At 70.2% G+C, this 13273-nt stretch carries 16 protein-coding genes; 4 read left to right on the forward strand and 12 right to left on the reverse strand.

Features of this window, described 5'->3' with window-relative positions:
- Window positions 1-37: 37 nt before the first annotated feature.
- The 4 genes from rdgB to ACPXCS_RS10805 all read right to left on the reverse strand — a co-directional run bounded on the left by rdgB (window position 38) and on the right by ACPXCS_RS10805 (window position 2454).
- The gene (gene rdgB / locus ACPXCS_RS10790) at window positions 38-640 is read right to left on the reverse strand and encodes an RdgB/HAM1 family non-canonical purine NTP pyrophosphatase (RefSeq protein ID WP_425947451.1); all 603 of its coding nucleotides are present in this window, start codon (window positions 638-640) and stop codon (window positions 38-40) included.
- A 184-nt stretch (window positions 641-824) separates the two neighbouring features.
- Complete coding sequence (locus ACPXCS_RS10795; protein WP_425947452.1) at window positions 825-1223, reverse strand: hypothetical protein; 399 nt, start codon at window positions 1221-1223, stop codon at window positions 825-827.
- A gap of 145 nt (window positions 1224-1368) precedes the next feature.
- A complete protein-coding gene (gene rph, locus ACPXCS_RS10800) occupies window positions 1369-2106 on the reverse strand; it encodes a ribonuclease PH (protein WP_425947453.1) in 738 nt (245 codons plus the stop codon).
- A gap of 114 nt (window positions 2107-2220) precedes the next feature.
- Window positions 2221-2454, reverse strand: coding sequence for a glucose PTS transporter subunit EIIB (locus ACPXCS_RS10805; protein WP_086602225.1), 234 nt, complete (start codon window positions 2452-2454; stop codon window positions 2221-2223).
- Between the two features lie 175 nt (window positions 2455-2629).
- On the opposite strand from ACPXCS_RS10805, the gene ACPXCS_RS10810 reads away from it, so the two are divergent.
- A complete protein-coding gene (locus ACPXCS_RS10810; RefSeq protein WP_425947454.1) occupies window positions 2630-3943 on the forward strand; it encodes a PTS transporter subunit EIIC in 1314 nt (437 codons plus the stop codon).
- A gap of 177 nt (window positions 3944-4120) precedes the next feature.
- A complete protein-coding gene (locus ACPXCS_RS10815) occupies window positions 4121-5383 on the forward strand; it encodes a PTS transporter subunit EIIC (RefSeq protein WP_425947456.1) in 1263 nt (420 codons plus the stop codon).
- Between the two features lie 79 nt (window positions 5384-5462).
- On the opposite strand, the gene ACPXCS_RS10820 is transcribed toward ACPXCS_RS10815, so the two are convergent.
- Complete coding sequence (locus tag ACPXCS_RS10820; protein WP_425947458.1) at window positions 5463-6215, reverse strand: MBL fold metallo-hydrolase; 753 nt, start codon at window positions 6213-6215, stop codon at window positions 5463-5465.
- A gap of 214 nt (window positions 6216-6429) precedes the next feature.
- Here ACPXCS_RS10820 and ACPXCS_RS10825 point away from each other — a divergent pair, with 214 nt between their 5' ends.
- Window positions 6430-6879 (forward strand): type II toxin-antitoxin system PemK/MazF family toxin, encoded by a 450-nt coding sequence (locus tag ACPXCS_RS10825; protein ID WP_425947460.1) that lies wholly within the window; start codon window positions 6430-6432, stop codon window positions 6877-6879.
- Window positions 6880-6939: 60 nt separating this feature from the next.
- Here ACPXCS_RS10825 and ACPXCS_RS10830 read toward each other — a convergent pair whose 3' ends face one another.
- From ACPXCS_RS10830 to clpS, 7 genes are all read right to left on the reverse strand, one after another.
- The gene (locus tag ACPXCS_RS10830; RefSeq protein ID WP_425947462.1) at window positions 6940-7890 is read right to left on the reverse strand and encodes a PLP-dependent cysteine synthase family protein; all 951 of its coding nucleotides are present in this window, start codon (window positions 7888-7890) and stop codon (window positions 6940-6942) included.
- A 2-nt stretch (window positions 7891-7892) separates the two neighbouring features.
- Window positions 7893-8171, reverse strand: a complete 279-nt coding sequence (locus ACPXCS_RS10835) for a MoaD/ThiS family protein (protein WP_383328533.1) — start codon at window positions 8169-8171, stop codon at window positions 7893-7895.
- Between the two features lie 123 nt (window positions 8172-8294).
- Entirely contained in the window at window positions 8295-8390 is a 96-nt protein-coding gene (locus ACPXCS_RS10840) for a putative leader peptide (RefSeq protein ID WP_311688247.1), read from the reverse strand.
- Between the two features lie 110 nt (window positions 8391-8500).
- Entirely contained in the window at window positions 8501-8923 is a 423-nt protein-coding gene (locus tag ACPXCS_RS10845; RefSeq protein ID WP_425947464.1) for a Mov34/MPN/PAD-1 family protein, read from the reverse strand.
- A 132-nt stretch (window positions 8924-9055) separates the two neighbouring features.
- Window positions 9056-10483: an amino acid permease gene (locus ACPXCS_RS10850; protein ID WP_425947466.1), complete on the reverse strand. Its 1428-nt coding sequence runs from the start codon at window positions 10481-10483 to the stop codon at window positions 9056-9058.
- 364 nt (window positions 10484-10847) lie between these two features.
- The gene (locus ACPXCS_RS10855) at window positions 10848-11456 is read right to left on the reverse strand and encodes a DUF2017 domain-containing protein (RefSeq protein WP_425947468.1); all 609 of its coding nucleotides are present in this window, start codon (window positions 11454-11456) and stop codon (window positions 10848-10850) included.
- A 32-nt stretch (window positions 11457-11488) separates the two neighbouring features.
- The gene (clpS, locus tag ACPXCS_RS10860; protein ID WP_010039975.1) at window positions 11489-11806 is read right to left on the reverse strand and encodes an ATP-dependent Clp protease adapter ClpS; all 318 of its coding nucleotides are present in this window, start codon (window positions 11804-11806) and stop codon (window positions 11489-11491) included.
- Window positions 11807-11913: 107 nt separating this feature from the next.
- On the opposite strand from clpS, the gene ACPXCS_RS10865 reads away from it, so the two are divergent.
- A complete protein-coding gene (locus tag ACPXCS_RS10865) occupies window positions 11914-13260 on the forward strand; it encodes a nicotinate phosphoribosyltransferase (protein ID WP_425947471.1) in 1347 nt (448 codons plus the stop codon).
- Window positions 13261-13273 lie beyond the last annotated feature (13 nt).

A 13273-nucleotide genomic window follows, 5' to 3' on the forward strand; every position in this document is an offset into this window, starting at 1 on the left:
GCCCCGCACCTCGTTCGTAGGTGCGGGGCTGTCCCCTTCAGCCCACCAGCTCCCGTACCACCGGCACCAGCGCCCGGAACGCCTTCCCCCGGTGGCTGATCGCGTTCTTCTCCTGGGGGGTCAGTTCCGCGCAGGTGCGGCTCTCGCCGTCCGGCTGGAGGATCGGGTCGTAGCCGAAGCCGTTCGTGCCGGCGGGCTCGTGGCGCAGGGTGCCGCGGAGCGCGCCCTCGACCACTCGCTCCGTGCCGTCGGGCAGGGCCAGGGCCGCCGCGCAGGCGAAGTGGGCGCCGCGGTGTTCTTCGGCGATGTCCGAGAGCTGCGCGAGGAGCAGGTCCAGGTTGGCCCGGTCGTCGCCGTGGCGGCCGGACCAGCGGGCGGAGAAGATGCCGGGGGCGCCGTTGAGGACGTCGACGCAGAGGCCGGAGTCGTCGGCGACCGCCGGCAGGCCCGTCGCCCGGGCCAGGGCGTGGGCCTTGAGGAGGGCGTTCTCGGCGAAGGTGACGCCGGTTTCCTTGACGTCGGGGATGTCGGGGTAGGCGTCGGCGCCGACGAGTTCGTGGGGCAGTCCGGCTTCGGCGAGGATGGCGCGAAGCTCGGTGATCTTCCCGGCGTTGCGGGTGGCGAGGATCAGGCGACTCATGGGGTCACAGTAACCAGCGCCCCGGAAGGGGCGCGGGGGACTGCGCGCGCGACCACGGCGCACCCGCGGACGGCCACCGGTGCGACCCGGCAGCCGCGGACGGCCACCGGTGCGACCCGGCAGCCGCGGGGCCGGGGCCGCTCCCGGCAGCCGCGGGGCCGGGGCCGCTCCTGGCAGCGGAGCGCTACGGCGTGCAGACCTTGGTCAGTTCGCCGGCCGCGTCCGTGACGGGGCTGATGTCGGGTGTCTCGTCGCCGTTCTCGATCGAGGTGCGGACGTTGTCCACGGCCTTGTTGAGGTCGGTCACGGCCTTGTCGACGTCGGCGTTGTCCGTCTTGTCGCCGATCTCGCCGAGGTTCTTGTCGATGGAGTCGAGGGACTCGTCGAGCTGCGTGGGGTCGTTCGCGGCGTTCTCGACGGCCTGCTGGAGGTCCGTGACGCTGTCGGCGATGGCGTCGGCGGTCTGGACGCAGTCCAGCGCCTTGTCGACGGCGGCGCAGCCGGTGGTGAGTCCGGCGGTCAGCGCGACGGCCGCCAGGGTGGCGGCGACGGCTGCGGTGCGGCGTCGGCGGCTCGCGGCCATGGAGCGGTCCCTCTCGTTCGGTCGGGCCGGTCGGGCCCGTGTGGCTGGCCGGGCGCACAGGGATGAGCCGTGCGCCCGTACTCCTTCAGACGCGCGGGTGCTCGGCGCGGTTGCCCGTGCCGAGCACCCGGTTTTGGTGCGCCCTTTACTTTTCGAGGACCGTGGCAAGGGCGGCGCGCTGGTGGGCGGCGAGTTCCTTGCAGCCGGTGACGGCGAGGTCGAGGAGGGCGTCGAGTTCGTCGCGGGCGAAGGGTTCGGCCTCGGCGGTGCCCTGGACCTCGACGAAGCGGCCGTCGCCGGTGCAGACGACGTTCATGTCGGTGTCGGCCTTGACGTCTTCCTCGTAGCAGAGGTCGAGGAGGGGGACGCCGGCGACGATGCCGACGGAGACGGCGGAGACGGTGCCGGTCAGGGGCTTGCGGCCGGCTTTGATCAGTTTCTTGCCCTGGGCCCAGGCGACGGCGTCGGCGAGGGCGACGTAGGCGCCGGTGATGGCGGCGGTGCGGGTGCCGCCGTCGGCCTGGAGGACGTCGCAGTCGAGGACGATGGTGTTCTCGCCGAGGGCCTTGTAGTCGATGACGGCGCGCAGGGAGCGTCCGATGAGGCGGGAGATCTCGTGGGTGCGGCCGCCGATGCGGCCCCTGACGGACTCGCGGTCGCCTCGGGTGTTGGTGGAGCGGGGCAGCATGGAGTACTCGGCGGTGACCCAGCCTTCGCCGCTGCCCTTGCGCCAGCGCGGGACGCCTTCGGTGACGGAGGCGGTGCAGAAGACCTTGGTGTCGCCGAAGGAGACGAGGACGGAGCCCTCGGCGTGCTTGCTCCAGCCGCGCTCGATGGTGATGGGGCGGAGCTGCTGGGGGGTGCGGCCGTCGATTCGAGACATGGCGCTGAGCCTATCCGTACCCGCGCAGCGGGCCCCTTCCGCGGTGCGGAGGGGGCCCGTGCGAGGGTGGCGTCAGGGTGCGTCAGGGGTGAAGCCCGGGACGATCCCTGCGCTTCACATCATGTCTTCGATCTCCGCCGCGATGGGGTCGGCGTCGGTGCCGATGACGACCTGGATGGCGGTGCCCATCTTGACGACGCCGTGGGCGCCGGCGGCCTTGAGCGCGGTTTCGTCGACCTTGGCGGGGTCCACGACCTCGGTGCGGAGGCGGGTGATGCAGCCTTCGACTTCTTCGATGTTGTCGATGCCGCCGAGCCCGGCAACGATCTTCTCAGCCTTGGTGGCCATGTTCGTTCTCCCTGATCCGAACCGCTTTGTCGCAGTAACCCACAGTTGGCCCATCTTCGCGAGCGGTCCCGTCGTGCGTGGCGAAGGATGGCGTCACGTGCGCGCGACCGTCGAACGACTGGTCTACACCACGAGCCTGTCTCTCGACAAAAGTCTCTCGGCAAAGGGGACCGGAATGTCTGCCGACACCCCTGCCGGCGCCGGGGCCGCGGCCGGCCCCGCGCGGGCCCGTCTCAACCGGTTGTTCCAGGGTCTGCAGAAGATGGGCCGCAGTCTGCAGCTGCCGATCGCGGTGCTGCCGGCGGCGGGGATCCTCAACCGGCTGGGGCAGCCGGACGTGTTCGGGGAGGAGGGGCTGGGCTGGACGAACGTCTCGAAGGTGATGGTGGGCGCGGGCGGGGCGCTGCTGGACAGTTCGCTGGGGCTGCCGCTGTTGTTCTGTGTGGGTGTCGCGATCGGGATGGCGAGGAAGGCGGACGGTTCGACGGCGCTGGCGGCGGTGGCCGGTTTCCTCGTGTACTGGACGGTGCTGCGGCAGTTCCCGGAGGACTGTCCCGAGGGGTCGGTGGCGGTGCCGAACGTGGGGTGCCAGGTGACCGGCGGGGACCGGGAGGTGACGGCGTTCGCGTTCCAGAATCCGGGGGTGTTCGGCGGCATCGTGATGGGGCTGCTGGCGGCGTTCTTCTGGGCGCGGTTCCACCGGACGCGGCTGGTGGACTGGCTGGGTTTCTTCAACGGGCGGCGGCTGGTGCCGATCCTGATGGCGTTCGTGGCGATCGGGTTCGCGGCGGTGTGCCTGTGGGTGTGGCCGCCGGTCGGTGACGCGCTGGAGAGCTTCAGCGACTGGATGGACGGGCTGGACGCGTGGGGTGCGGGGGTGTTCGGGGTGGCGAACCGGGCGCTGCTGGTGGTGGGGCTGCACCAGTTCCTGAACGTGCCCATCTGGTTCCAGTTCGGTTCGTACACGAAGCCGGACGGGACGGTGGTGCACGGTGACATCAACATGTTCCTGGCGGGCGACCCGGACGCGGGGCAGTTCACCTCGGGGTTCTTCCCGATCATGATGTTCGCGTTGCCGGCGGCGGCCCTGGCGATCACGCACTGCGCGCGGCCCGACCGGCGCAAGGAGGTCGGCGGTCTGATGCTGTCGGTGGCGCTGACGTCGTTCGTCACGGGCATCACGGAGCCGATCGAGTACTCGTTCCTGTTCGTGGCGCCGGTGCTGTACGCGGTGCACGCGGTGCTGACGGGGGTGTCGATGGCGGTGACGTGGGGGCTGGGGGTGCACGACGGGTTCAGCTTCTCGGCGGGGCTGATCGACTACGTCATCAACTGGAACCTGGCGACGAGGCCGTGGTTGATCGTCCCGATCGGGCTGGGCTTCGCGCTCCTCTATTACGTGATCTTCCGGTTCGCGATCACGCGGTGGGACCTGCGGACGCCGGGGCGGGAGCCGGCGGAGGACGTCGAGGACAGCGCCAAGGCGTGATCGTCCGGGGCGGGTGGAATTGGCGGGTTCCACTCGTTCGGCCTACCGTGCTACAACTGGTCTACACCACTCACCGGTGGAGGTCGCGCGGTGGTTACCGCGTTCCCCTTTCTTTGAGACGCCGCCGTCCCCCGTCGAATTCTTCCTGGGCGGCGCCGTGCCCCATGGAGGAAGTTCATGTCCACAGACACCGCCGCGCCCGCGAGCCCGAGCAGAGGCTCGTCCGTGATGGCCGTCCTGCAGCGGATCGGCCGCAGCCTGATGCTGCCGGTCGCCGTGCTGCCCGCCGCCGCCCTGCTGGTGCGGCTCGGCAACACCGACATGCTGGGGCGCGAGTCGTTCCCCGCCTTCATCACCAAGATCGCGGGCTTCATGGCGGCCGGCGGCAACGCGATCCTCGACAATATGGCGCTGCTGTTCGCCGTGGGCATCGCGATCGGCTTCGCCAAGAAGTCGGACGGCTCCACCGCCCTGGCGGCCGTGGTCGGTTACCTGGTCTTCAAAAACGTGCTGGCCACGTTCACCGACGGCAGCCTGCCCAAGAAGGAAGCCATCGTCGACGGCAAGATCGTCATGGTGGAGCAGGCGGTGGACGCCAAGGTCCTCGGCGGTGTGGTGATGGGTCTCGTCGTCGCCCTGCTCTACCAGCGCTTCTACCGCACCAAGCTGCCGGACTGGGCGGGCTTCTTCGGCGGCCGCCGCCTGGTCCCGATCCTGTCGGCCTTCGCGGGTCTGCTCATCGGCATCGTCTTCGGTTACATCTGGCCGGTCCTCGGCACGGGTCTGCACAACTTCGGCGAGTGGCTGGTCGGCTCCGGCGCGGTCGGCGCGGGCATCTTCGGTGTGGCCAACCGTGCGCTGATCCCGATCGGCATGCACCACCTGCTGAACTCCTTCCCCTGGTTCCAGGCCGGCACCTACGAGGGCAAGAGCGGCGACATCGCGCGGTTCCTGGCGGGCGACCCGAGCGCCGGGCAGTTCATGACCGGCTTCTTCCCGATCATGATGTTCGCCCTGCCGGCCGCGTGCCTGGCGATCGTGCACTGCGCCCGCCCCGAGCGCCGCAAGGTCGTCGGCGGCATGATGTTCTCCCTCGCGCTGACCTCGTTCGTCACCGGCGTCACCGAGCCGATCGAGTTCACCTTCATGTTCATCGCCCCGGTGCTGTACGCGATCCACGCGGTGCTGACCGGTGTCTCGATGGCGCTGACCTGGGCGCTGGGGATGAAGGACGGCTTCGGCTTCTCGGCCGGCGCGGTGGACTTCTTCCTCAACCTGGGCATCGCGACCAACCCGTGGGGTCTGGCGCTGGTCGGCCTGTGCTTCGCGGCGCTCTACTACGCGGTCTTCCGCTTCGCGATCACCAAGTTCAACCTGCCGACGCCCGGCCGGGAGTCCGACGAGGAACTCGCCGAGCTGCAGAAGGCCGAGGCGAAGTAGTCCCGCACCCGCACGCGCGCGAAAGGCCCCGGAACCGATCGGTTCCGGGGCCTTTCGCGCGCGTTGCGCGCGGGGCCGCTCAGATGTCGTACGTCTGCCGGGGCACGGCGAGTTCCACGGGACCGTCGTAGACCTCGCGGGCGTCGACCAGGTTGACCTGCGGGTCCGTCCACGGCGGGATGTGGGTGAGGACCAGGCGCCGGGCGCCGGCCCGGGCCGCCGTCTCACCCGCCTCGCGGCCGTTGAGGTGCAGGTCGGGAATGCTCTCCTTGCCGTGCGTGAACGCCGCCTCGCACAGGAACAGGTCGGCGTCCCGCGCGAGTTCGTCCAGGGCGGGGCTCACGCCGGTGTCGCCGGAGTACGTCAGGACCCTGCCGGCGTGCTCGATCCGGATGCCGTACGCCTCCACGGGGTGGGCCACCCGCTCGGTGTGCACCGTGAAGGGGCCGATGTCGAAGGTGGACGGCTTGACCGTGTGGAAGTCGAAGACCTCGCTCATCGAGGAGGCGGTCGGGGTGTCCGCGTAGGCGGTGGTCAGCCGGTGTTCGGTGCCTTCGGGGCCGAAGACGGGGAGGGGATCGCAGCGGCCGCCGTCGTGGCGGTAGTAGCGCGCGACGAAGTACGCGCACATGTCGATGCAGTGGTCGGCGTGCAGGTGGCTGAGGAAGATCGCGTCGAGGTCGTAGAGACCGCAGTGGCGCTGCAGCTCGCCCAGGGCACCGTTGCCCATGTCGAGAAGCAGCCGGAAGCCGTCGGCCTCGACGAGGTAGCTCGAGCAGGCCGATTCCGCGGACGGGAACGACCCCGAGCAGCCGACGACGGTGAGCTTCATGAAGCAGAAACCTCCGCTGGCGGAATGAGTCGGTGAGGGGCGTCGGGGGTCGTGCGGTCCGTCGAGCGTAAGGCGCAAAACCTCCGGTAGCTCCTCCGCCAAGGCCCGTTGTGGGCGAACTCACCTGTGGTGTCACCGGTTCGGCTGGCAGGGCCGCGGCGCGATCCACGCGGGGACGGGCGCGTGGGAGGGAGTACGCCGGTACCGTCTCAGTATGGACACGTCCTGGTGGCTCGCGCTCGCCGCGGTGGTACTGCTCGCGCTCGTCGCGACGCTCGTCGACGGGTGGGGGCGCGGGCGGCGCACGCTGGAGCGGCGGGCCCGGACGGCGACGCGGGGCACCGCGCCGGCGGGCCGGCCGCAGCCGGCGGAGATCTGGTGGGCGGACGTGCCCTACGAGGACGCGGCGGTGACCAAGGACCGGCCGTGCCTGGTGCTGGCGGTGCGCGGGGAGCGGGCGACGGTCGCGAAGATCACCACCCGGTTCCGGCACGAGCGCTCCGGAGTGATCCCGCTGCCGCCCGGCGCGGTCGGCGACACCCGGGGCCGGGCGAGCTACCTGGAGACGGACGAGCTGCGGGAGGTCCCGGTGTGGGGTTTCAGGCGTCGCGTTGGAGTGGTGGATCCGGCCCTGTGGGACCAGGTGCGCTACCTGGCGGGCTGACCTGACGGGCGAAGGGGCCGGAGTCGCGGCTCCAGCCCCTCGGTGGGTGCGTGCCGTCGGCTACGCCCAGAGCTGTCCCTGCAGCGTCTCGATGGCCTCCTCCGTCGTGGCGGCCGTGTAGACGCCGGTCGAGAGGTACTTCCAGCCGCCGTCGGCGACGACGAAGACGATGTCGGCGGACTCCCCCGCCTTGACGGCCTTGCGGCCCACGCCGATCGCGGCGTGCAGCGCGGCTCCGGTGGAGACACCGGCGAAGATGCCCTCCTGCTGGAGCAGCTCGCGGGTGCGGGTCACCGCGTCCGCCGAGCCGACCGAGAAGCGTGTGGTCAGCACGGACGCGTCGTACAGCTCGGGCACGAAGCCCTCGTCGAGGTTGCGCAGGCCGTACACCAGGTCGTCGTAGCGCGGTTCGGCCGCGACGATCTTCACGTCCGGCTTGTGCTCGCGCAGGTAGCGGCCGACGCCCATGAGGGTGCCGGTGGTGCCGAGGCCGGCCACGAAGTGCGTGACGGACGGCAGGTCGGCGAGGATCTCGGGGCCGGTCGTGGCGTAGTGGGCGCCCGCGTTGTCCGGGTTGCCGTACTGGTAGAGCATCACCCAGTCCGGGTGCTCGGCCGAGAGCTCCTTGGCCACGCGCACGGCGGTGTTGGAGCCGCCGGCGGCCGGGGAGGAGATGATCTCGGCGCCCCACATGGCCAGCAGGTCACGGCGTTCCTGCGAGGTGTTCTCGGGCATCACGCACACGATGCGGTAGCCCTTGAGCTTCGCCGCCATGGCCAGGGAGATGCCGGTGTTGCCCGAGGTCGGCTCCAGGATGGTGCAGCCGGGGGTGAGCCGGCCGTCCTTCTCCGCCTGCTCGATCATGTGCAGGGCGGGGCGGTCCTTGACCGAGCCGGTGGGGTTGCGGTCCTCCAGCTTCGCCCAGATGCGGACGTCGGCGGACGGCGACAGCCGCGGCAGGCGCACCAAGGGGGTGTTGCCCACCGCGGCCAGGGGTGAGTCGTAACGCATGATCAGACCATGCCGCCGGCCACGGCCGGCAGGATCGTGACGTTGTCGCCGTCCGACAGCTTGGTGTTGATGCCGTCGAGGAAGCGCACGTCCTCGTCGTTCAGGTACACGTTGACGAAGCGGCGCAGCTGGTCGCCGTCCACGATGCGGGCCTGGATGCCCGCATGCCGGGTCTCGAGGTCGTTGAACAGGTCGGCGAGGGTGTCCCCGGTGCCCTCCACCGCCTTCTGGCCGTCGGTGTAGGTGCGGAGGATGGTCGGGATGCGGACCTCGATGGCCATGGCTCAGGGCTCCTGTCGGGAGGTGTCGTCGGGTGGTGGCGCGCGGCGGCGCGGGAGTGCGTGGTCGTACGCAGGTGGAGCGTTTCGCCGCGGCTCACGGCCGTACGGCGGCAGGGTGCTGCGTCAACAGATGGCGCTGGCGAGCCTGCACAGGTCGACGTGCAGCCGCGCCACGAGCAGATCGCCCGGCGTCTTTTCGCTCACGTCGTGGAAAACCATGGGCTCATCGTATCGATTCCCGGCCGGGCTCCCCGAGTGTGATCCCACACTTCGGACGTTATTCATCCGCATGTCGAGATTCCGGCGCTGCGTGCGAGCTCAGGCGCGGCTCAGTACGCCGCCACGATCCGGACCTCTTCCTCGGTGACCTCGCCCTCGACGATCCGGAAGGAGCGGAACTGGAACTCGCCGGCGCCGTCGGTGTCGGCGGTGGAGACCAGGACGTAGTGCGCGCCGGGCTCGTTGGCGTAGGAGATGTCGGTGCGCGAGGGGTAGGCCTCGGTCGCGGTGTGGGAGTGGTAGATGACCACGGGCTCCTCGTCGCGGTCGTCCATCTCGCGGTAGAGCTTGAGCAGGTCGCCGGAGTCGAACTCGTAGAACGTGGGCGACATCGCGGCGTTCAGCATGGGGATGAAGCGCTCGGGGCGGTCCGAGCCGGCCGGTCCGGCGACGACGCCGCACGCCTCGTCGGGGTGGTCCTTGCGCGCGTGGGCGACGATCCGGTCGACGAGGTCCTGGGTGATGGTCAGCATGCTGGTCAGGATAAGCAGCAGGGCCGTTCCGTACCGATGGCTGGTACGGAACGGCCCACATGCCGGACGCCCTGAGCGGCAGCCGCAGGGAGTGCCACGAGTACTCCCTGCGGCGGGCGTCCCGCGGGTCGGTCAGCCGACCTTCTCGAACTCCGCGTCGTCGCGGCGCTCGGCGATCTGCGGGTTGCGCCGCTTGAGGACCGCCCAGCCGATGCCGAGGGCGACCGCCCAGCCGGCCGCGACGTACAGGCAGATCCGCGCGTCCTTGTCGTACGCGATCATGCAGGTCACGCCGACGAGGAAGAGCAGCGCGACCCAGCTGAAGAGCGCTCCGCCGGGGGCGGGGAAGGACGAGGCGCGCAGCCGGCCCGCGTCGACGGCGGCGCGGTAGCGGATGTGGCTGACGAGGATCATCATCCAGGTCCAGATGCCGGCCGCGGTGGCGACGGAGGTGACGTAGAGGAACGCCTTCTCCGGGACGACGTAGTTGAGGACCACGCCGATGCCCATGAGGGCCACGGAGACGGTGATGCCGACCGCGGGCGTCTTGCGGGCGTTGAGCTTGCCGAAGGCCTGCGGCGCCTCACTGTTGGAGGCCAGGTCGCGCAGCATGCGGCCGGTGGAGTACATGCCCGAGTTGCAGGACGACAGGGCCGCGGTGAGCACCACGAAGTTGACGATGCCCGCGGCGAGCGGGATGCCGATCTTGCCGAAGGCGTGCACGAAGGGGCTCTCGCCGGCCGAGAACTCGGTCCACTTGACGACGGAGAGGATCACCAGCAGGGCGCCGACGTAGAAGACGATGATGCGCCAGGGCAGGGTGTTGATGGCCTTGGGCAGGGTCTTCTCGGGGTTCTCGGACTCGCCCGCGGTGACGCCGACGAGCTCGACGGCGAGGTAGGCGAACATGACGCCCTGGAGCGTCATCAGGCTGGAGCCGATGCCGTTCGGGAAGAAGCCGTCGTGGGCCCAGAGGTTGGAGACGGCGGCGGTGTCACCGGCGTCGGAGAAGCCGAGGGTGAGCACGCCGAGACCGATGACGATCATGCCGATGATGGCCGTGACCTTGATCATCGAGAACCAGAACTCGACCTCGCCGAAGATCTTGACGGAGATCAGGTTCACGCCGAAGAGCACCACCAGGAAGACCAGGGCGCTGACCCACTGCGGGATCTCCGGGAACCAGAAGTGGATGTAGATGGCGGCGGCCGTGAGCTCGGCCATGCCGGTGACCACCCACATCAGCCAGTACGTCCAGCCCGTGACGAACCCGAAGAACGGGCCGAGGAACTCGCGGGCGTACTCGGCGAAGGAGCCGGAGACGGGCCGGTAGAGGAGCAGTTCGCCCAGGGCCCGCATGATGAAGAAGATCACGACGCCGGCGAGGGCGTACATGAGGATGATGCTGGGTCCCGCCTTGGCGATGTTCGCTCCGGCACCCATGAACAGGCCGACGCCGATGGCGCCGCCGATCGCGATCATCTGGACCTGGCGACTGCCCAGTCCCCGCTCGTAGCCCTCCTCGGGCACGTTTTCCGTGTCGACCTGCGCAGAGGTCATGAGTGGTGCGCCTTTCTCCATGCCGACCCGGGCCTCTCGTCGGCCCCGGATCGGGTCTCGATCCCCCCGGAATGATGGAGCTGAGCGGTTCTCGAAGCCCGCTCGTGCCTGGCCGGCGGTCGCCGGCTCGGTGGCGCACCCGGCCGAACATTCGGGTGGTGCTCGCCGGGCGGTCGTGAAGATTTATCACGGCCGCAACACTGATCACAGGGACGCGATGTGACGCACCACACGAAAAGAACCGGACAAAGCGCCCCCGAATCAGCCATAGGAGGCGGGCGCGGTGACGGGATCGTTATCCGGATTTGAGTGTCCTCTGAGCGAACACGACACGGTCATCCGGTGGCCACAAGATCTGCCCAGATCAGGGCATAAGCGTTCCGACCAGCGTCTCCTGGAGTCCGCCGAGCCACAGATAGGCCATCACCATCGGCTTGCGCGGGTCGTCGTCCGGGAGGCGGTAGAGGAGGTCGGTGTCCTCCTCCTCGGTGATCTCCAGCCGGGAGCCGATCGCGAGCCGCAGGTCGTTCAGCGCGCCCAGCCACTGCCGGGACTCATCCCCCGACAGCTTCAGCACCGCTCCGCCCTCGCCGGCCGACGCCGAGGCGAGCGCGTCCAGGGAGCGGACCACCGCGAGGGCGTTGTCCCGCTTGCCCGCCCGCAGGTCGTTCTCGGTGTAGCGGCGGAACTCCGCGGAGTAGGCCCGCTGCTCCTCGGCGTCCCGGGGCGAGGCGGGCTGCTCGGGGTCGCTGTAGGCGTCCGGGAAGAGCCTTCTGAGCACCGGGTCGGCGGGCGGCTCGCTCGGGCCCTCGGCGAACAGCTCGGCGAGCGGGTCGCCGGAGGCGTCCTCGGCGGGGCCGGGCCCGATGAGCTCCAGGAGCTGGACGGCCAGCGACCGGATGATGGAGATCTCGACGTCGTCGAGGGCGACGGCCGCGCCGCCGCCGGGAAGCGGTTCGAAGGTTCCGGGCATGAACGCCTTTTCGCTGCTGGGCGGGGTGCGGGCTACTTGCGGTCCTGCTGGAGGGTGGCCCACAGGCCGTAGCCGTGCATGGCCTGCACGTCGCGTTCCATCTCCTCGCGGCTGCCGCTGGAGACGACCGCCCGGCCCTTGTGGTGGACGTCGAGCATGAGCTTGGTGGCCTTGTCCTTGGAGTAGCCGAAGTACGTCTGGAAGACGTAGGTCACGTAGCTCATGAGGTTGACCGGGTCGTTGTGCACGATGGTGACCCAGGGGACGTCCGGCTCGGGTACGGCGAAGACCTCCTCCGCCGACTCGGTGCGTTCGATCTCCAGGGGCGCGGGTGACGTCACACTGCCCATGCTGCCACCCGAGGGGGGTGGTCGCACAAACGGGCCTGGCCGTACGGCGATCGCGCCCCCGGAGGGCGCAATCGTCAGATTGACGAAATGGGGGTACGCTCCTCTCCATGAACACAGCGGACCTTGGGCTGCCGGTGGATGTTCCCTCGACGGCGCTCTTCACGGACCAGTACGAGCTGACGATGCTGCGGGCCGCCCTCACGGCGGGCACGGCCGAGCGGCGGAGCGTGTTCGAGGTCTTCACCCGGCGGCTGCCGGACGGGCGCCGCTACGGCGTCGTGGCGGGCACCGGACGGGTGCTGGACGCGGTGGAGAACTTCCGCTTCGACCCGGGCGTCCTGGGCTTCCTGCGCGAGCGCGAGATCGTCGACGAGCAGACCCTCCGGTGGCTCGCCGACTACCGCTTCGGCGGGGACATCTGGGGCTACCCCGAGGGCGAGGTGTACTTCCCCGGCTCGCCGATCATGCGCGTGGAGGGCACGTTCGCCGAGTGCGTGCTGCTGGAGACGGTGATCCTGTCGATCCTCAACCACGACTCGGCGATCGCCGCCGCCGCCTCACGCATGTCGGCGGCCGCGGGTGACCGGCCGCTGATCGAGATGGGCGCCCGGCGCACCCACGAGCTGGCGGCGGTGGCGGCCTCCCGGGCGGCGTACGTCGGCGGCTTCTCCACCACCTCCGACCTGGCCGCCGGATTCCGCTACGGCATCCCCACCGTGGGCACCTCCGCGCACGCCTTCACGCTGCTGCACGACAGCGAGCGGGACGCCTTCCGGGCCCAGGTGGAGACGCTCGGCCGCGGCACCACGCTGCTGGTGGACACCTACGACGTCGCCGAGGCGGTCCGGACGGCCGTCGAGGTCGCCGGGCCCGGGCTCGGGGCCGTGCGCATCGACTCGGGCGACCTGCTGCTGGTGGCGCACCGGGTGCGGCAGCAGCTGGACGAGCTGGGCGCGACCGGGACGAAGATCGTCGTCACCTCCGACCTGGACGAGTACGCCATCGCCTCGCTGGCCGCCGCGCCCGTGGACGCCTACGGCGTCGGCACCCAGCTGGTGACCGGCTCCGGACACCCCACCTCCTCGATGGTCTACAAGCTGGTCGCGCGGGCCGAGTCCGCCGACCCGAAGGCGCCGCTGGTGCCGGTGGCGAAGAAGTCCAGCGGCGGCAAGACGTCGGTGGGCGGGCGCAAGTGGGCCGCGCGGCGGCTGGACTCCCACGGGGTCGCCGAGGCGGAGGTGATCGGCACCGGGCGCGTGCCGGCCCCGCTGGCCGACCGGCAGCTGCTGGTGGAGCTGGTCAAGGGCGGCGAGGTGGTGGCACGCGAACCGCTGGACGCGGCGCGCGACCGGCACGCGAAGGCGCGCGCGGGGCTCCCGATGTCGGCCACCCAGCTCTCCCGCGGGGAGCCCGTCATTCCGACGGAGTACCTGCACGAGGGCTCGGGTAGCTAATTGCGGTGTGCCG

It is taken from the genome of Streptomyces sp. DT190 (genome assembly GCF_049846985.1).
Classification (GTDB): Bacteria; Actinomycetota; Actinomycetes; order Streptomycetales; family Streptomycetaceae; genus Streptomyces.